Source organism: Bacillus altitudinis, assembly GCF_001191605.1.
In the GTDB taxonomy this organism is placed as follows: Bacteria; Bacillota; Bacilli; order Bacillales; family Bacillaceae; genus Bacillus; species Bacillus altitudinis.
In genome coordinates, this window is the sequence record NZ_CP009108.1 from 1,076,197 (window position 1) to 1,094,275 (window position 18,079).

Annotated in this window: 20 protein-coding genes and 2 other annotated features; all 20 genes read left to right on the top strand. The window is 41.4% G+C overall.

Annotated features, from left to right (window positions below; genetic code table 11):
- Position 1 precedes the first annotated feature (1 nt).
- Positions 2 to 1,081, top strand: coding sequence for a DNA integrity scanning diadenylate cyclase DisA (gene disA, locus ID12_RS05425; RefSeq protein WP_007496267.1), 1,080 nt, complete (start codon positions 2 to 4; stop codon positions 1,079 to 1,081).
- Between the two features lie 153 nt (positions 1,082 to 1,234).
- Entirely contained in the window at positions 1,235 to 2,335 is a 1,101-nt protein-coding gene (locus tag ID12_RS05430; protein WP_003217214.1) for a PIN/TRAM domain-containing protein, read from the top strand.
- Positions 2,336 to 2,348: 13 nt separating this feature from the next.
- Positions 2,349 to 3,038 (top strand): 2-C-methyl-D-erythritol 4-phosphate cytidylyltransferase, encoded by a 690-nt coding sequence (gene ispD, locus ID12_RS05435; protein ID WP_008345432.1) that lies wholly within the window; start codon positions 2,349 to 2,351, stop codon positions 3,036 to 3,038.
- Between the two features lie 3 nt (positions 3,039 to 3,041).
- Positions 3,042 to 3,518, top strand: a complete 477-nt coding sequence (gene ispF / locus ID12_RS05440; RefSeq protein ID WP_007496273.1) for a 2-C-methyl-D-erythritol 2,4-cyclodiphosphate synthase — start codon at positions 3,042 to 3,044, stop codon at positions 3,516 to 3,518.
- Positions 3,519 to 3,612: 94 nt separating this feature from the next.
- Positions 3,613 to 5,064: a glutamate--tRNA ligase gene (gltX, locus tag ID12_RS05445; RefSeq protein WP_007496275.1), complete on the top strand. Its 1,452-nt coding sequence runs from the start codon at positions 3,613 to 3,615 to the stop codon at positions 5,062 to 5,064.
- Positions 5,065 to 5,294 (top strand) — a binding site (T-box leader). It begins immediately after the preceding gene.
- 81 nt (positions 5,295 to 5,375) lie between these two features.
- Complete coding sequence (gene cysE, locus ID12_RS05450; protein WP_017366453.1) at positions 5,376 to 6,029, top strand: serine O-acetyltransferase; 654 nt, start codon at positions 5,376 to 5,378, stop codon at positions 6,027 to 6,029.
- Entirely contained in the window at positions 6,026 to 7,426 is a 1,401-nt protein-coding gene (cysS, locus tag ID12_RS05455) for a cysteine--tRNA ligase (protein ID WP_008345429.1), read from the top strand. The genes cysE and cysS overlap by 4 nt, the downstream gene beginning before the upstream one ends.
- A 3-nt stretch (positions 7,427 to 7,429) precedes the next feature.
- Positions 7,430 to 7,861: a Mini-ribonuclease 3 gene (locus tag ID12_RS05460; protein WP_046342446.1), complete on the top strand. Its 432-nt coding sequence runs from the start codon at positions 7,430 to 7,432 to the stop codon at positions 7,859 to 7,861.
- Entirely contained in the window at positions 7,845 to 8,594 is a 750-nt protein-coding gene (gene rlmB, locus ID12_RS05465) for a 23S rRNA (guanosine(2251)-2'-O)-methyltransferase RlmB (RefSeq protein ID WP_008345427.1), read from the top strand. Before ID12_RS05460 ends, rlmB begins: the two co-directional genes overlap by 17 nt.
- 2 nt (positions 8,595 to 8,596) lie before the next feature.
- Complete coding sequence (rae1, locus tag ID12_RS05470) at positions 8,597 to 9,109, top strand: ribosome-dependent mRNA decay endonuclease Rae1/YacP (protein ID WP_007496285.1); 513 nt, start codon at positions 8,597 to 8,599, stop codon at positions 9,107 to 9,109.
- A gap of 63 nt (positions 9,110 to 9,172) precedes the next feature.
- Positions 9,173 to 9,829, top strand: a complete 657-nt coding sequence (gene sigH / locus ID12_RS05475) for an RNA polymerase sporulation sigma factor SigH (protein WP_008345424.1) — start codon at positions 9,173 to 9,175, stop codon at positions 9,827 to 9,829.
- A gap of 76 nt (positions 9,830 to 9,905) precedes the next feature.
- The gene (rpmG, locus tag ID12_RS18785) at positions 9,906 to 10,055 is read left to right on the top strand and encodes a 50S ribosomal protein L33 (RefSeq protein ID WP_008356502.1); all 150 of its coding nucleotides are present in this window, start codon (positions 9,906 to 9,908) and stop codon (positions 10,053 to 10,055) included.
- 34 nt (positions 10,056 to 10,089) lie between these two features.
- Positions 10,090 to 10,266, top strand: coding sequence for a preprotein translocase subunit SecE (secE, locus tag ID12_RS05480; RefSeq protein WP_008345422.1), 177 nt, complete (start codon positions 10,090 to 10,092; stop codon positions 10,264 to 10,266).
- Positions 10,267 to 10,437: 171 nt separating this feature from the next.
- Complete coding sequence (gene nusG, locus ID12_RS05485) at positions 10,438 to 10,971, top strand: transcription termination/antitermination protein NusG (protein ID WP_003217197.1); 534 nt, start codon at positions 10,438 to 10,440, stop codon at positions 10,969 to 10,971.
- A 171-nt stretch (positions 10,972 to 11,142) separates the two neighbouring features.
- Entirely contained in the window at positions 11,143 to 11,568 is a 426-nt protein-coding gene (gene rplK / locus ID12_RS05490; RefSeq protein ID WP_003216956.1) for a 50S ribosomal protein L11, read from the top strand.
- 99 nt (positions 11,569 to 11,667) lie between these two features.
- A complete protein-coding gene (rplA, locus tag ID12_RS05495) occupies positions 11,668 to 12,366 on the top strand; it encodes a 50S ribosomal protein L1 (RefSeq protein ID WP_017359164.1) in 699 nt (232 codons plus the stop codon).
- A 46-nt stretch (positions 12,367 to 12,412) separates the two neighbouring features.
- Positions 12,413 to 12,553, top strand: a sequence feature (ribosomal protein L10 leader region).
- Between the two features lie 69 nt (positions 12,554 to 12,622).
- Complete coding sequence (gene rplJ / locus ID12_RS05500) at positions 12,623 to 13,123, top strand: 50S ribosomal protein L10 (RefSeq protein ID WP_007496293.1); 501 nt, start codon at positions 12,623 to 12,625, stop codon at positions 13,121 to 13,123.
- A gap of 42 nt (positions 13,124 to 13,165) precedes the next feature.
- Positions 13,166 to 13,531 carry a 50S ribosomal protein L7/L12 gene (rplL, locus tag ID12_RS05505; RefSeq protein WP_008345418.1) on the top strand — a complete coding sequence of 122 codons (366 nt, stop codon included), beginning with the start codon at positions 13,166 to 13,168 and terminating at the stop codon, positions 13,529 to 13,531.
- 96 nt (positions 13,532 to 13,627) lie between these two features.
- Positions 13,628 to 14,233 carry a class I SAM-dependent methyltransferase gene (locus tag ID12_RS05510; RefSeq protein WP_007496296.1) on the top strand — a complete coding sequence of 202 codons (606 nt, stop codon included), beginning with the start codon at positions 13,628 to 13,630 and terminating at the stop codon, positions 14,231 to 14,233.
- Between the two features lie 255 nt (positions 14,234 to 14,488).
- Positions 14,489 to 18,070, top strand: coding sequence for a DNA-directed RNA polymerase subunit beta (gene rpoB, locus ID12_RS05515; protein ID WP_007496297.1), 3,582 nt, complete (start codon positions 14,489 to 14,491; stop codon positions 18,068 to 18,070).
- Positions 18,071 to 18,079 lie beyond the last annotated feature (9 nt).

Genomic DNA, 18,079 nt, shown 5'->3' on the forward strand with positions numbered 1-18,079 from the left:
AATGGAAAAAGAGAAAAAAGGAGCGAGAGAAGTCGATCTCTTAGATATTGTCCAGTTTGTGGCACCGGGGACACCCCTGCGGGCAGGGATTGAAAACGTCCTAAGAGCCAATACTGGAGGGCTCATTGTTGTTGGTTATAACGATAAAGTGAAAAGTGTGGTAGATGGAGGATTTCATATTAATTCTGCTTTCTCCCCAGCACATTTATATGAATTGGCGAAGATGGATGGGGCGATTATTTTAAGTGACTCTGGTCAAAAAATCTTGTATGCGAATACACAGCTCATGCCGGATGCAACCATTCATTCATCAGAAACAGGCATGAGACACCGAACGGCTGAACGTGTAGCAAAGCAGACAGGCTGCTTAATCATTGCCATTTCTGAACGTCGGAATGTCATTACCTTATACCAAGGGAATCGACGATATACGCTGAAAGATATTGGTTTTATTTTGACGAAGGCTAACCAAGCGATACAAACACTTGAGAAATATAAAACCATTTTAGATCACGCCATTTCTGCGTTAAGCGCCTTAGAATTTGAAGAGCTTGTGACCTTTGGTGATGTATTATCCGTGCTGCATCGTTATGAAATGGTACTTAGAATCAAAAATGAAATCAATATGTATATCAAAGAGCTTGGGACAGAAGGACACTTGATCCGTCTGCAAGTCAATGAGCTGATTACAGATATGGAGCAGGAAGCGGCTTTATTTATTAAAGATTACGTGAAAGAAAAGATCAAAGATCCATATGTGCTGCTGAAACAGCTCCAAGATATGTCGAGCTTTGAACTTTTAGATGACTCTATTTTGTACAAGTTACTCGGCTATCCAGCATCTACAAATATTGACGAATATGTGTACACTAGAGGATACAGATTACTTCATAAAATCCCTAGACTGCCTATGCCAATCGTTGAAAACGTGGTCGAAGCATTTGGTGTGCTAGATCGAATTATGGAAGCAGATGTACAAGATTTGGATGAAGTAGAAGGAATTGGAGAAGTAAGAGCGAAAAAGATAAAAAAAGGATTAAAAAGACTGCAAGAAAAACATTATATCGACCGTCAGCTATAAAAAGAGAAATTTTTCTTAAATACGGTTAAAAATGGATGAATATGGGTATATTAATGATGGTTTTGTTTTCTGTTCATGATGATAGGAAACTTAAGCATATATCAATGTCAGATGAAGGTGGATTGACAGATGAAAAATAAAGGAGGTGAAGGTATGTTAAAAAGAATCGTTCAGGCGTTTTTTATCATTTTCGGTGCAGTTGTAGGGATTTTTATCATTCCAGAGTTATTTCTGCTGTTAAATGTGAAGGACATACCTTTCATAACAAATGCTTACTCTTCAGCACTAATAGGAGCCGCTGTGTTCTTTATCATTGGTAAATGGTGCACAGGCTATGTGGTTAATTGGGTGAAATGGATCGAGGATTCTCTATTGAAGGCGCCTCTTCCTGATCTTATATCTGGAAGTTTCGGTTTAGTATTTGGACTTATTCTAGCATATCTTATTGTAAACGTGATCCCGCTAAACAATATCCCATATCATATTTTTGGTACCATTATTCCGATTTTCCTGGCTTTCTTTTTAGGATACCTTGGATTTCAGGTAGGGTTTAAGAAGAAGGATGAAATGATGGGGCTGTTCTCCCGATCTGCAAAGGTCACAAAGAAAAAAGGAGCAGCTGATGATGAACCTGAAATAGAAGATAAAAAGCTGAAAATTTTAGACACAAGTGTTATCATTGATGGAAGAATCGCAGATATTTGTCAAACTGGATTCCTAGAAGGTGTGATGGTCATTCCTCAATTTGTACTCGAGGAATTACAACATATTGCAGACTCTTCTGATGTATTAAAGAGAAATAGAGGCCGAAGAGGTCTTGATATTTTAAATCGTATTCAAAAAGAACTGGATATTAAAGTTGAAATTTACGAAGGTGACTTTGAGGATATTCAAGAGGTTGACAGCAAGCTTGTGAAACTCGCTAAGTTAACTTCAGGTGTTGTTGTGACAAATGATTTTAATTTAAATAAAGTATGCGAACTTCAAAAAGTAGCAGTGTTAAACATCAATGATCTAGCCAATGCAGTCAAACCGGTTGTACTGCCTGGGGAAGAAATGAAGGTACAGGTCATCAAAGATGGGAAAGAGCATAACCAAGGTGTTGCTTACTTAGATGACGGTACGATGATTGTGGTCGAAGAAGGACGCAATTATATTGGAAAAGACATTGATGTGCTCGTCACGAGTGTGCTGCAAACTGCTGCTGGAAGAATGATTTTTGCGAAGCCAAAACTTCTGGAGAAGGCGCTCTAAAGGGAGAACGAACATGTATTATGAAGTAGTTATTCCGGCTGCGGGGCAGGGGAAGCGAATGAAGGCCGGCCGCAATAAACTTTTTATTGAATTGAAAAGAATGCCGGTCATCATCCACACACTGAAGGTGTTTGACGCTCATTCACAATGCAGACGCATGATCTTAGCGATCAATGAAGAAGAGCGTCGTGACTTTGAAAGGCTACTGAAGGTACACGCTTTTCAAACGCCTGTTTCACTTGTCACTGGCGGTGAAGAACGGCAGCAAAGTGTATACGAAGGATTGAAGGCTGTGCAAGATGCGGACATCGTGCTTGTTCATGATGGCGCAAGGCCTTTTATTAAGCATACACAGATTGACTTGCTCGTTAAAGCAGCGATTGAAAAAGGCTCCGCAGTCGTAGCGGTACCAGTGAAAGACACAATCAAACGCGTTCAAGAAGGCAAAGTGGAACAAACCATTGAACGTCAGAGCTTGTGGGCAGTCCAGACCCCACAAGCTTTTCGTCATTCTATTTTAAAAGAAGCGCATGAACATGCGGAGCGGACAGGTTTTCTTGGAACAGATGACGCCAGTCTTGTGGAACAATTACACGGTGAGAGTGTGTATATTGTCCAAGGAGACTATACCAATATTAAACTGACAACACCGGATGATTTATTGGTTGCCAAGGCAATTATGGATGCGGAAAGAGGGTACTAGAACATGTTTAGAATAGGACAAGGTTTTGATGTACATCAATTAACAGAGGGAAGACCTCTTATTATTGGCGGTGTGACGATCCCTTATGAAAAGGGTCTACTTGGGCATTCAGATGCGGATGTACTGCTTCATACTGTGGCGGATGCCTGCCTAGGTGCGATTGCAGAAGGAGATATCGGCAGACATTTCCCAGACACGGATCCTGAGTTTAAAGATGCAGACTCTTTTAAATTACTTCAGCACGTGTGGGCACTTGTAAAAGAAAAAGGCTATACACTGGTGAATATCGATTGCACGATCATGGCGCAAAAACCAAAGATGGCACCATACATTCAGCCAATGTGTGAGAAAATCGCAGAAGCCCTTGAGGCAGATGTCACACAGGTGAATGTCAAAGCAACAACGACAGAGAAACTTGGATTTACAGGAAGAGGCGAAGGAATTGCCTCTCAAGCAACCGTACTTCTTCAGAAAAAGTAAAATCCATTTTGATGAGAATGGGTTTTGATGATAAAATACGTTTATAAAAAATTGGTGTCAGACAACATGATGCAGATGAAAGGAAGTTAAACTCATGGGAAATGAAGTGCGTGTTCGTTATGCACCGAGTCCAACTGGTCATTTACATATTGGGAATGCTAGAACGGCTCTTTTCAACTATTTGTTCGCACGCAGCCAAGGCGGCAAATTTATTATTCGAATCGAGGATACGGATCAAAAGCGTAATGTAGAAGGCGGAGAAGAAAGCCAGCTTCGCCACCTGCAGTGGCTCGGAATTGATTGGGATGAGAGCATTGATAAAGATGGGGGCTACGGTCCTTACAGACAATCAGAGCGTAATGATATTTACAAAAAATATTATGACGAGCTGCTAGAGAAAGATTTGGCGTATAAGTGCTATTGTACGGCTGAAGAACTAGAAGAAGAGCGTGAAGCACAAATTGCCCGCAGTGAAATGCCTCGATACTCTGGTAAATGCAGTCATTTATCAAAAGAAGAAGAGGACAAGCTGATTGCTGAAGGAAGAGAGCCAAGCATCCGCTTCCGAGTGCCTAAAGGAGAAATCATCAAATTTGACGATATGGTCAAAGGCGAGATTTCATTTGAAACAGACGGCATCGGTGACTTTGTTATTGTGAAGAAAGATGGTACACCAACGTATAACTTCGCTGTAGCGGTGGATGATCATTTGATGAAAATGACTCACATTCTTCGTGGTGAGGATCACATCTCGAATACACCTAAACAAATTATGGTCTTCAATGCATTTGGCTGGGATGTTCCGCTGTTCGGACATATGACGCTGATTGTAAACGAGAACCGCAAGAAATTAAGCAAACGTGATGAATCAATTATCCAGTTCATCGAACAGTATAAGAACTTGGGCTATTTACCAGAAGCTTTGTTTAACTTCATTGCACTACTTGGGTGGTCTCCAGTTGGCGAAGAGGAACTATTTACAAAAGAGCAGTTCATCGATATTTTCGATGTCAATCGACTTTCTAAGTCACCAGCTCTCTTCGATATGCATAAACTAAAATGGGTGAATAACCAATACGTAAAAGCACTTGATCTTGATCAAGTTGTGGCACTTACACTTCCACATCTTCAAAAGGCAGGCAAGGTAAGCGAGCAGCTGACAGAAGAAGAAAACACGTGGGTGCGCAAACTCATTTCTCTATACCACGAGCAATTGAGCTACGGAGCAGAAATTGTTGAGTTAACAGAGTTGTTCTTTAAGGAACAAATTGAGTATAATCAAGAGGCAAAGGAAGTTCTTGCAGAAGAGCAAGTACCAGAAGTGATGGCTTCGTTTGCAGGTCAGCTTGAACGTCTTGAGTCTTTCACACCTGATGAAATCAAAGCTGCCATTAAAGCGGTACAAAAAGAAACAGGGCATAAAGGTAAGAAACTATTCATGCCAATTCGTGTGGCTGTCACTGGACAAACGCATGGCCCAGAGCTTCCGCAAAGTATTGAACTACTAGGTAAAGAGACGGTATTAAACCGCATTAAACAAATATAAGGAAAATCGTTGCGAGGGAGAAGTACAATGTTATCGTCCATCACAGAAAGAGTCTTCACCGGCTGAAAGAGACTTATGGGCAGACGTTGGAAATGCACCCTCAAGACCCTTGAGGAACACGTATGTTAGTATGCAAGGGCGGTACCCTCCGTTATGGGATGAAGTTGAGAAGGCTGCGAAATGAGGGCTTTCTAAACAGAGTGGAACCGCGTTTTCAAAACGTCTCTGTCATATGGCAGAGGCGTTTTTTATTTGTCCAAAAAAGAGAGCAAGTCCTAAGAGAGATTGATGGGGAAGAACGGGGGGAGCATGTGTTTTTCAAAATGCTGAAAGAAGATATTGATACTGTGTTTGATCAAGATCCTGCTGCTAGAAGCTATCTTGAAGTAGTGCTAACCTATTCAGGGCTTCATGCGATTTGGGCTCATCGTGTTGCGCATGCATTTTACAAGCGTAAGCTGTATTTTCTTGCGCGGATCATTTCTCAGGTCAGCCGGTTTTTCACAGGGGTTGAGATTCACCCAGCAGCAACCATCGGCCGGCGGTTCTTTATTGATCACGGCATGGGCGTCGTGATTGGGGAAACATGTGAAATTGGCGATAACGTCACTGTTTTCCAAGGCGTGACATTAGGGGGAACAGGGAAAGAAAAGGGAAAGCGGCATCCAACTATTTTGGACGATGCGCTGATTGCGACTGGTGCTAAGGTGCTCGGTTCTATTACCGTAGGAAAAGGGTCCAAGATTGGTGCGGGGTCTGTTGTGTTAAAAGACGTACCAGACCATTCTACTGTTGTAGGTATACCTGGGCGAGTGGTCGTTCAAAATGGAAAGAAAATCAATCGTGATCTCAATCATCAAGATTTGCCAGATCCAGTTTCTGATCGTTTCAAAGAATTGGAGCGAGAAATGGAAAAGCTAAAACGTGAGCTGGCTTCATTGAGCAGAAAGGAAGAACAATCATGACAATCAATATTTATAATACATTGACACGTAAGAAGGAAGAGTTTGTCCCACTTGAACCAGGAAAGGTCAAGATGTATGTGTGCGGACCAACCGTGTATAACTACATTCACATCGGGAATGCAAGACCTGCCATTGTATATGACACGGTACGTAAGTATTTAGAATATAGCGGCTATGATGTGAATTTCGTATCCAACTTTACTGATGTGGATGATAAACTCATCAAAGCAGCAAATGAATTAGGCGAAGATGTCCCAACGATTGCTGATCGATTTATCCAAGCATACTTTGAGGACGTCAGTGCATTAGGCTGCAAAAAAGCAGACCTTCACCCGCGAGTGACAGAAAATATGGATGATATCATTGCGTTTATCGCCACATTGATTGAAAAAGGCTACGCCTATGAAGCAGATGGTGACGTGTATTACAGCACACGCTCATTTGAAGGCTACGGAAAACTGTCTCACCAATCGATTGATGAATTAAAGACAGGTGCCCGTATTCGTGTAGGTGAAAAGAAAAGGGATGCACTCGACTTTGCATTATGGAAGGCCGCAAAGGATCAGGAGATTTCTTGGGATAGCCCGTGGGGCGAAGGGCGTCCAGGCTGGCACATCGAGTGCTCTGCGATGGTCAAAAAATATTTAGGCGATACGATTGACATTCATGCTGGCGGACAGGATTTAACGTTCCCTCACCACGAGAATGAGATTGCTCAATCTGAGGCTTTGACAGGAAAACCTTTTGCGAAGTATTGGATGCATAACGGGTATATTAATATTGAGAATGAAAAAATGTCAAAATCACTTGGGAACTTTGTGCTCGTACATGACATTATTAAAGAACAAGATCCAGATGTGCTTCGTTTCTTTATGCTGTCGGTTCACTATCGTCATCCAATCAATTACTCCATTGACTTATTGGAAAGTACAAAGAGTGCATTTAACAGACTCAAAACATCTTATTCAAATCTACATCATCGCCTTGAGAGCAGTACCAATTTAACAGAGGATAACACGGAATGGCTGACAAAGATTGAAGAGCAGCGTGCGACATTTATTTCTGAAATGAATGATGACTTCAATACGGCAAATGCCATCTCTGTTTTATTTGAACTAGCGAAACAAGCGAATTACTATATGGAAAATGATCATACTTCCGAGGAAGTGATCAAGGCATTTATTGGCTTGTTCCAAGAAATCACATCCGTCCTCGGCTTCTCACTAGAAGAAAAGCACACGCTTGACGAAGAGGTAGAAGCATTAATTGAGAAGCGGAATGAAGCTAGAAGGAATCGTGACTTCGCATTGTCTGATCAAATTCGTGACCAGTTAAAGAGCATGAATATTGTATTGGAGGACACTCCTCAAGGTACGCGCTGGAAAAGAGGAGAATAGGTCATGTTGAATTTTGAAAAGCTGAAAGACGGAAAACAGTTGAACGGACTTGCGCTTGCTTATATGGGTGATGCCATTTTTGAAGTATACGTGAGGCATCACCTCCTCCAAATGGGGGCGACCAAACCAAATGAGCTTCATAAACGTGCAAGTAAGATCGTTTCAGCTAAATCTCAGGCCGCTATTTTATTTGAGCTTCAGCAGAAGGGCTTTTTCACAGAAGCGGAAGAAGCGGTGCTGAAAAGAGGAAGAAATGCAAAATCAGGCACAGTGCCTAAAAACACAGACGTTCAAACGTATCGTTATAGTACAGCGTTTGAAGCGCTCATGGGTTATTTATTTATCGAGAAGCAGGACGAACGCTTAGAAGAGTTGATTAGTCAGGCGATTGAAATCGGAACGTCAGGGAGGAAGACAAATGAGTCAGCAACATGATTATGTGATTGGGAAAAATGCAGTGATTGAAACACTGAAGTCAGATCGGGAGTTATACAAGCTCTGGATGGCAGAAAACACTGTAAAAGGACAAGCCCAGCAGGTCATTGAACTCGCGAAAAAGCAAAATATCACCATTCAGTATGTTCCGAGGAAAAAGCTTGATCAGATGGTAACAGGTCAGCACCAGGGAATCGTTGCACAAGTAGCAGCATATGAATATGCAGAATTGGACGATCTGTATCAAATTGCTGAAAAGCGGAATGAACAACCATTTTTCATCATCTTAGATGAAATTGAAGATCCGCACAATTTAGGGTCGATCATGCGTACGGCCGATGCTGTTGGTGCACATGGAATCGTCATTCCAAAACGACGAGCGGTAGGCTTGACGACAACTGTTGCGAAAGCATCTACTGGAGCCATTGAACATATCCCGGTCGCAAAAGTAACCAATCTTTCCAGAGCTCTTGATGAAATGAAAGAAAGAGGAATCTGGGTCGCAGGAACAGATGCATCTGCGAAGCAGGACTACAGACAATTTGACGGCACGATGCCTCTCGCTCTTGTCATCGGCAGTGAAGGAAAAGGAATTGGCCGATTGATTAAGGAAAAATGTGATTTCTTGATTAAATTGCCAATGGCCGGGCAGGTCACTTCATTAAATGCATCAGTTGCCGCTAGTCTATTGATGTATGAAGTGTATCGAAAACGTTATCCGTTAGGAGAATAGAGATGGACATCCTCTTAGTCGATGGATACAACATGATAGGTGCATGGCCTCGTTTGCAGCACTTAAAAGAAAACAGCTTTGAAGAAGCCAGAGACGTGCTGATTCAACATTTAGCAGAATATCAAGCATATACAGGGTATCGAGTCATTGTCGTATTCGATGCCCATATGGTCAAAGGAATCGAAAAGAAGCGGACAAACCACCGAGTAGAGGTCATCTTTACAAGAGAAAATGAAACGGCTGATGAGCGGATTGAAAAACTGGCACAAGACTTGAATAACATTCGGACGCAAATTCATGTGGCGACCTCTGATTATACAGAACAATGGGCAATTTTTGGACAGGGTGCACTTCGTAAGTCAGCACGAGAGCTCTTAAGAGAGATAGAAGTGATTGAACGAAAGATTGAAACACGTGTCAAAAAGATTACTTCTGATAAACCAGCATCCAAAATTGAATTGTCAGAAGATGTATTGAAAACGTTTGAAAAATGGCGGCGGGGAAACTTGGAATAGCTTGACGATATTTCAACCATTATTGTATAATATTTCTATCTAGGTGCGGTCGGGGGGATCGAAGTGAATCTAAACAACAGCAAGGGTAAGTCCATCAGAGAGCAATTTTGCCAGTTGGAAGATGAACAAGTCATTGAAAGGGTTCATGTCGGAGATAGTGATGCGCTAGATTATTTAATAACGAAATACCGCAATTTTGTACGTGCGAAAGCAAGATCTTATTTCTTGATTGGAGCGGATCGAGAGGACATTGTCCAAGAGGGGATGATCGGACTTTATAAGTCTATCCGCGATTTCAGAGAGGACAAGCTTACTTCATTTAAGGCTTTTGCAGAATTATGTATTACCCGCCAAATTATCACCGCAATTAAAACAGCTACTCGCCAAAAACATATCCCGTTAAATTCCTATGTATCATTAGACAAGCCGATATACGATGAAGAATCGGACAGAACATTATTGGACGTCATTTCCGGTGCTAAAGCGCTTAACCCAGAAGATTTAATCATTAGCAAAGAAGAATTTGATGATATTGAAATGAAAATGGGTGAATTACTAAGCGAGCTGGAAAGAAAGGTACTTGTGCTTTATCTTGATGGTAGGTCCTATCAGGAGATTTCTGAAGATTTAAACCGTCATGTGAAATCAATTGATAACGCACTCCAAAGAGTAAAGAGAAAATTAGAGAAATATTTAGAGCTGCGCGAGATCAGTCTCTAATCAAACCTATATTGACAGCTTTTTCGACACTGTGATAAGGTACTAAGGAAATGATGTCGAGAAAATAGGTGTAAATATGAGGAAAAAGATTACTCTAGCCTGTAAAGACTGCGGAAGCCGCAATTATACGACAATGAAAAGTGTTGCTTCAGCAGCTGAAAGATTAGAAGTTAAGAAATATTGCAAGACTTGTAATTCACATAAAACACATTTAGAAACGAAGTAGGATTTGCGTTCTTTAATCTGTGGAGGTCTTTTACATGCGTATTATCAGTTTCTTAAAAAGTGTCGGGAAAGAAATGAAAAAGGTCAGCTGGCCAAAGAAAAACGAAATGGTCCGCTACACGATCACTGTTATTTTAACAGTCGTATTTTTTGCCATCTTTTTCTCTTTTCTTGATATAGGAATCTCACAATTAATCGAATTAATTCATTAATACTTGAATAATGGTCTGCTGAACGTGCTATAATAGATCATAATATGACTTGCCAAAAAACCCGTTTTACGGGTTTTTTCAATTGCTTGAAAATATTTACCGGTACTCGAGATTCGTCAAATAGACATTACGAAATGTGGGGAGGGAAGGACTAAATAGTCCTGAACGAAAATGGAAAAGAATTGGTATGTTGTGCATACGTACTCTGGCTATGAGAACAAAGTGAAAGCGAACTTGGAAAAGCGTGTTGAATCAATGGGCATGCAGGATAAAATTTTCCGCGTTGTTGTACCAGAAGAAGAAGAAACGGACATTAAAAACGGTAAGAAAAAAGTAGTGAAAAAGAAAGTATTCCCTGGATATGTGTTAGTAGAAATCGTCATGACTGACGATTCTTGGTATGTCGTTCGTAATACACCAGGTGTGACAGGATTCGTTGGATCAGCTGGATCAGGCTCTAAGCCGACAGCGTTATTACCTGGCGAAGCAGAAACCATTCTGAAGAGAATGGGGCTTGAAGAGCGCAAGACAGAAATCGACTTTGAACTTAAAGAAACAGTCAAGGTCATCGATGGACCATTTGCTAACTTCACAGGCTCTATCGAAGAGATTGATTATGATAAAAGCAAAGTCAAAGTATTCGTTAATATGTTTGGTAGAGAAACTCCTGTGGAACTTGAGTTCACACAGATCGATAAATTGTAATTTAAAAGAGCTTGAAATGAGTGTATAGAAGTGGTAATATAGCAAAGGTACGTCTTGAGTTCGCTCAAGATCGCTAGCTAGTTATTTCGTCATTCATATAAAGAATGAAGTTGTTGAGTGGGAGGGGGATTCCCCTATTACCACATCACGGACTTTAAGGAGGTGTGTCTCGTGGCTAAAAAAGTAGTTAAAGTTGTTAAATTGCAAATTCCTGCTGGAAAAGCTAACCCAGCTCCACCAGTTGGACCTGCACTAGGTCAAGCCGGTGTTAATATCATGGGATTCTGTAAGGAGTTTAACGCTCGTACAGCTGACCAAGCTGGTCTTATCATTCCTGTTGAAATTTCGGTTTTTGAAGACCGTTCATTTACATTTATTACTAAAACTCCACCTGCTGCAGTTTTACTTAAAAAAGCAGCTGGTATTGAGTCTGGTTCTGGTGAACCTAACCGTAATAAAGTGGCAACTGTTAAGCGTGATAAAGTACGCGAAATCGCGGAAACAAAAATGCCTGACTTAAACGCTGCTAGCGTTGAATCAGCTATGCGCATGGTTGAAGGTACTGCACGCAGTATGGGTATTGTCATCGAAGATTAATTTTTTGTCTTGTTGGGTTGCGAGTTTGGTTTTGACAAGTTCGCAACCCTTATTCGTGGGAGGTTATTCCGCTAAAACCACATAAGGAGGATTTTTATAATGGCTAAAAAAGGTAAAAAGTATGTAGAAGCTGCTAAGCTTATCGATCGTACAAAAGCGTATGATGTTGCTGAAGCTGTTTCTCTTACAAAAAAAGCAAATACAGCGAAATTTGATGCGACTGTAGAAGTTGCTTTTCGTTTGGGCGTAGACCCTCGTAAAAACGATCAACAAATCCGCGGTGCAGTTGTACTTCCTAACGGAACTGGTAAAACTCAACGCGTTCTTGTGTTCGCTAAAGGCGAAAAAGCAAAAGAAGCAGAAGCTGCTGGAGCAGACTACGTTGGAGATTCTGATTACATCACTAAAATCCAACAAGGCTGGTTCGAATTCGATGTAATCGTTGCGACACCTGACATGATGGGTGAAGTTGGTAAGATCGGTCGTGTACTTGGACCAAAAGGTCTTATGCCAAACCCTAAAACAGGAACTGTAACTTTCGAAGTAGAAAAAGCAATCAATGAAATCAAAGCTGGTAAAGTAGAATACCGCGTTGATAAAGCTGGTAACATCCACGCGCCAATCGGAAAGGTTTCTTTCGAGGACGAAAAGCTTGTTGAGAACTTTGCAACAATCTATGACACAATCCTTAAAGCAAAACCTGCAGCGGCTAAAGGTGTATACGTGAAAAACGTTTCTGTTACATCTACTATGGGCCCTGGCGTGAAAGTGGACCCATCTTCTTTCTCTGCAAAATAATTCTTGACTTGTCACAACCGTTTTGATAATATCAAAATGTTGTAAAATAGAATAATCATTTATACCGTAGACAGCAGGGGCCTTATGGCTTAATTAACCCGCCGAGGTGTATATGTCACAGTCTTACGTTAACGTATGCTTGTATATACAGCCTCCATGTCTTAATGGAGGCTTTTTATATGGAGAACCGTTCGTTAGGAACGTGATGGCCTGATCGGTATAAGTGTTACACAAAGAATGTACAGGAGGTGTAACCATGAGCAATGCAATCGATACTAAAAAAGTTGTCGTTGATGAAATTACTTCTAAATTTAAAGACAGTTTGTCTACTGTAATCGTAGATTACCGCGGTCTTTCAGTTTCTGAAGTGACTGAACTTCGTAAACAGCTTCGTGATGCTGGCGTAGAATTCAAAGTTTACAAAAATACTTTGACTCGCCGTGCAGTTGAACAAGTTGAACTAACGGGTTTAAACGATTTCTTAACAGGTCCAAACGCTATCGCATTCAGTAACGAAGATGTTATCGCACCTGCGAAAATCATCAACGAATTTGCGAAAAGCCACGAAGCTTTAGAAATCAAAGCTGGTGTTATCGAAGGAAACGTAGCGACTGTAGAAGAAGTGAAGGCTCTTGCGGAACTTCCGTCTCGCGAAGGCTTACTTTCTATGTTGCTTAGCGTTCTTCAAGCTCCAGTTCGTAACCTTGCTCTTGCTACTAAAGCAGTTGCAGATCAAAAAGAAGAACAAGGCGCTTAATGCGTACTTGACGTAAAAAAACTTAAAATGGAGGAATTACAAATGGCTTTAAATATCGAAGAAATCATTGCTTCAGTTAAAGAAGCAACTGTACTTGAGTTAAACGACTTAGTAAAAGCAATCGAAGAAGAATTTGGCGTAACTGCTGCTGCTCCTGTAGCTGTAGCTGCTGGTGGCGGTGCTGCTGCTGAAGAAAAAACTGATTTTGATCTAGTACTTGCTGGTGCTGGAGACCAAAAAATCAAAGTTATCAAAGTGGTTCGTGAAATCACTGGTCTTGGCTTGAAAGAAGCTAAAGAACTTGTTGACAACACTCCAAAACCACTTAAAGAAGGTATTGCTAAAGAAGAAGCTGAAGAACTTAAAGCTAAGCTTGAAGAAGTTGGCGCTTCTGTAGAAGTTAAGTAATCTTCGCCTAATCTTTTGGGAAAGCTCGCTTTTACTGGCGGGCTTTTTCTTTTCTTATCTCCTGAAACGATTGAATCCAGAGGAGGTCCATTCACCATGAGTGACCACTATTATACGGAAAAGCCATCAGTGAAAAGCAATAAACAGACATGGGACTTCACCTTGAGAAACCGTAGCTTTACTTTTACAAGTGACAGTGGAGTGTTTTCTAAGAAAGAAGTCGACTATGGTTCGAGGCTTTTAATTGAAGCTTTTGAAGAACCTGACTTGGATGGCGACGTCTTAGATGTCGGTTGCGGTTATGGACCGATCGGCTTATCGTTAGCAAACGAAATGACAGGCCGCACCATTCATATGATTGATGTGAACGAAAGAGCAGTCGAACTTTCAAAGGAAAACGCTAAGCATAATCGCATTGATAATGTCCGCATCTATCAAAGTGATTTGTTCTCGAATGTTCATTCATCAGCTGCTTTTGCCTCTATACTGACCAATCCCCCAATACGGGCAGGGAAGAAAGTAGTACATGCGATCTTTGAAAAAAGTGCTGATCATTTATTGCCGGAAGGTGAGTTGTGGGTGGTTATTCAGAAAAAACAAGGTGGACCATCTGCGATTGAGAAATTAGAGCAGCTTTTTGGAGAAGTGACGGTCGTTATGAAAAAAAAGGGCTACTATATTATCAAAGCTAAAAAAGTTTGACGCAGTTTCCTAGCTGTGTTAACATTATAAAATGCCAATGTGTATATTTTGCTTGATAGGCTTAAAAAACAACTATTTTGTATAAATTATGCATACTTGGGAAAACTAATAAAATCGGTATTTGTTTTTGGATGTGGTTTTCTTATTTTAGAAACCCTTTTTTCTTTTGTCTTGTAAAAGTATTTCTTTACTGACATTTGAAAGACAGAAATACTTTTTACACATATAATACGCATGATTTGAGGGGTGAATCAGTTGACAGGTCAACTAGTTCAGTATGGACGACACCGCCAGCGCAGAAGCTACGCACGCATAAGCGAAGTGTTAGAATTACCAAATCTCATTGAAATTCAAACCTCTTCTTATCAGTGGTTTCTTGATGAGGGTCTTAGAGAGATGTTTCAAGATATATCCCCAATTGAGGATTTTACTGGTAACCTTTCTCTTGAATTCATTGATTACAGCCTAGGGGATCCTAAGTATCCTGTAGCAGAATCAAAAGAACGTGATGTAACTTACTCTGCTCCACTAAGAGTAAAAGTTCGTTTAATTAACAAAGAAACTGGAGAAGTAAAAGACCAAGATGTGTTTATGGGTGATTTCCCAATCATGACAGACACAGGTACTTTTATCATTAATGGTGCGGAACGTGTAATCGTTTCTCAGTTAGTACGTTCTCCAAGTGTATATTTCAGTGGTAAAGTAGACAAAAACGGTAAAAAAGGTTTTACTGCGACTGTCATTCCAAACCGTGGCGCATGGTTAGAATACGAAACTGATGCGAAGGATGTAGTCTATGTACGCATCGATCGCACACGTAAGTTGCCGGTTACGGTTCTTTTGCGTGCTCTCGGCTTCAGCTCTGATCAAGAGATTCTTGACCTCATTGGCGAGAATGAATACTTACGCAACACGTTGGAAAAAGACAATACAGAGAATGCTGATAAAGCACTTCTCGAAATCTACGAGCGTCTTCGTCCTGGAGAGCCGCCAACTGTTGAAAATGCGAAAAGCTTGCTAGACTCTCGCTTCTTTGATCCGAAGAGATATGACTTAGCAAATGTTGGACGCTACAAGATTAATAAGAAGCTTCATATTAAAAATAGACTATTCAATCAAAAATTGGCTGAAACGCTAGTTGATCCTGAAACAGGTGAAATCCTAGCAGAAAAAGGTCAAATTTTAGATAGAAGAGTGCTTGATAAAGTTCTTCCATACTTAGAAAACGGCATCGGATTTAGAAAGCTTTATCCAAACGGTGGCGTAGTAGAGGATGAAGTAGAACTTCAATCTATCAAGATTTACGCACCAACTGATCAAGAAGGCGAGCAAGTGATCAACGTGATTGGTAATGCATATGTAGAGGAAGCTGTGAAGAACATCACGCCTTCTGACATCATTGCTTCAATCAGTTACTTCTTTAACCTACTTCATGGAGTAGGTGACACAGATGATATCGATCACCTTGGTAACCGTCGTCTGCGTTCTGTAGGTGAACTTCTGCAAAACCAATTCCGTATTGGTTTAAGCAGAATGGAGCGTGTTGTTCGTGAAAGAATGTCGATTCAAGACACGAACACGATCACACCTCAGCAGCTGATCAACATCCGTCCTGTGATCGCTTCTATCAAAGAGTTCTTTGGTAGCTCTCAGCTTTCTCAGTTCATGGATCAAACAAACCCGCTTGCTGAATTGACACACAAACGTCGTCTATCAGCGCTTGGACCGGGTGGTTTGACACGTGAGCGTGCAGGAATGGAAGTTCGTGACGTTCACTATTCTCACTATGGTCGTATGTGTCCGATTGAAACACCAGAGGGTCCAAACATTGGTTTGATCAACTCTCTATCTTCATTTGCGAAAGTGAACCGCTTCGGATTTATCGAAACACCTTACCGTCGGGTTGATCCTGAAACAGGTAAAGTGACGCCGAGAATCGATTACTTAACGGCTGATGAAGAGGATAACTACGTAGTAGCACAAGCGAACGCTATATTAGGTGAAGATGGTTCGTTTATTGATGATAATATCATTGCTCGTTTCAGAGGGGAAAACACAGTTGTCCCTCGAAACCGCGTTGACTACATGGATGTTTCGCCAAAGCAGGTTGTTTCTGCGGCGACAGCATGTATCCCATTCTTAGAAAACGATGACTCTAACCGTGCTCTAATGGGAGCAAACATGCAACGTCAGGCTGTGCCTTTGATGCAGCCGGAATCACCGATTGTTGGTACAGGTATGGAGTATGTATCAGGTAAAGACTCTGGTGCTGCTGTGATCTGCCGTTACCCAGGTGTTGTAGAACGTGTTGAAGCGAAGAATATTTGGGTTCGCCGTTATGAAGACGTTGACGGACAACAAGTCAAAGGAAACCTAGACAAATACAGCTTGCTGAAATTTGTCCGCTCTAACCAAGGAACTTGCTACAACCAGCGCCCAATTGTAAGTGTTGGAGATGAAGTCGTCAAAGGAGAAATTCTTGCAGACGGTCCTTCTATGGAAAAAGGTGAATTGGCTCTAGGACGTAACGTCATGGTCGGCTTCATGACTTGGGACGGTTACAACTATGAGGATGCGATCATTATGAGTGAGCGCCTTGTAAAAGATGACGTCTACACTTCTATTCATATTGAAGAATATGAATCAGAAGCTCGTGATACAAAGCTTGGACCAGAAGAAATTACACGTGATATTCCAAACGTTGGGGAAGATGCTTTACGCAACCTTGACGAGCGTGGAATCATCCGTATTGGTGCAGAAGTAAAAGACGGAGACCTTCTTGTCGGGAAAGTAACGCCTAAAGGTGTAACAGAACTAACAGCTGAAGAACGTCTATTACATGCAATCTTCGGTGAAAAGGCTCGTGAAGTACGTGATACGTCTCTACGTGTACCACACGGCGGCGGCGGAATCATCCACGATGTCAAAGTCTTTAACCGTGAAGATGGAGATGAATTACCACCAGGTGTTAACCAGTTAGTTCGCGTATACATCGTTCAGAAGCGTAAAATTTCTGAAGGTGACAAAATGGCCGGACGACATGGTAACAAAGGGGTTATCTCTAAAATCCTTCCAGAAGAAGATATGCCGTATCTTCCAGACGGAACACCGATTGATATCATGTTAAACCCTCTAGGGGTACCATCTCGTATGAATATCGGTCAGGTACTTGAGCTTCATATGGGTATGGCTGCACGTTACCTAGGCATCCACATTGCGTCACCAGTATTTGATGGTGCTCGTGAGGAAGATGTTTGGGAAACGCTTGAAGAAGCAGGTATGTCCCGTGATGCGAAAACAGTCCTTTATGATGGTCGAACTGGTGAACCATTCGACAACCGTGTATCTGTTGGAATCATGTATATGATCAAACTGGCTCACATGGTTGACGATAAACTTCACGCACGTTCAACTGGACCATACTCACTTGTTACGCAGCAGCCACTGGGCGGTAAAGCACAGTTTGGTGGACAGCGTTTCGGAGAGATGGAAGTATGGGCACTTGAAGCTTACGGTGCAGCATATACACTTCAAGAAATCTTAACTGTAAAATCGGATGACGTTGTGGGTCGTGTGAAAACATACGAAGCGATCGTCAAAGGGGATAACGTACCTGAACCAGGTGTCCCTGAATCATTCAAAGTATTAATTAAAGAACTTCAAAGTTTAGGTATGGATGTGAAAATTCTATCTGGCGATGAAGAAGAGATAGAAATGAGAGATTTAGAAGACGATGAGGAAACGAAGAAAGCAGACGGATTAGCGTTATCTAATGACGAAGATGCTGCAGACCTCGCACCTGTCGATCTTGAACGTGACGCAGTCACAAAAGAATAGCAGAAACGA

Bases quoted from the DNA above. Each gene is read 5' to 3' on its own strand.
- ispD (WP_008345432.1), top strand. From the start codon at position 2,349: ATGTATTATGAAGTAGTTATTCCGGCTGCGGGGCAGGGGAAGCGAATG.
- rplA (WP_017359164.1), top strand. From the start codon at position 11,668: ATGGCTAAAAAAGGTAAAAAGTATGTAGAAGCTGCTAAGCTTATCGAT.
- gltX (WP_007496275.1), top strand. From the start codon at position 3,613: ATGGGAAATGAAGTGCGTGTTCGTTATGCACCGAGTCCAACTGGTCAT.
- ID12_RS05510 (WP_007496296.1), top strand. From the start codon at position 13,628: ATGAGTGACCACTATTATACGGAAAAGCCATCAGTGAAAAGCAATAAA.
- rplL (WP_008345418.1), top strand. From the start codon at position 13,166: ATGGCTTTAAATATCGAAGAAATCATTGCTTCAGTTAAAGAAGCAACT.
- ID12_RS05460 (WP_046342446.1), top strand. From the start codon at position 7,430: ATGTTGAATTTTGAAAAGCTGAAAGACGGAAAACAGTTGAACGGACTT.
- ID12_RS05430 (WP_003217214.1), top strand. From the start codon at position 1,235: ATGTTAAAAAGAATCGTTCAGGCGTTTTTTATCATTTTCGGTGCAGTT.
- cysS (WP_008345429.1), top strand. From the start codon at position 6,026: ATGACAATCAATATTTATAATACATTGACACGTAAGAAGGAAGAGTTT.
- rplJ (WP_007496293.1), top strand. From the start codon at position 12,623: ATGAGCAATGCAATCGATACTAAAAAAGTTGTCGTTGATGAAATTACT.
- ispF (WP_007496273.1), top strand. From the start codon at position 3,042: ATGTTTAGAATAGGACAAGGTTTTGATGTACATCAATTAACAGAGGGA.
- disA (WP_007496267.1), top strand. From the start codon at position 2: ATGGAAAAAGAGAAAAAAGGAGCGAGAGAAGTCGATCTCTTAGATATT.
- rpmG (WP_008356502.1), top strand. From the start codon at position 9,906: ATGAGGAAAAAGATTACTCTAGCCTGTAAAGACTGCGGAAGCCGCAAT.
- rlmB (WP_008345427.1), top strand. From the start codon at position 7,845: ATGAGTCAGCAACATGATTATGTGATTGGGAAAAATGCAGTGATTGAA.
- rae1 (WP_007496285.1), top strand. From the start codon at position 8,597: ATGGACATCCTCTTAGTCGATGGATACAACATGATAGGTGCATGGCCT.
- secE (WP_008345422.1), top strand. From the start codon at position 10,090: ATGCGTATTATCAGTTTCTTAAAAAGTGTCGGGAAAGAAATGAAAAAG.
- nusG (WP_003217197.1), top strand. From the start codon at position 10,438: ATGGAAAAGAATTGGTATGTTGTGCATACGTACTCTGGCTATGAGAAC.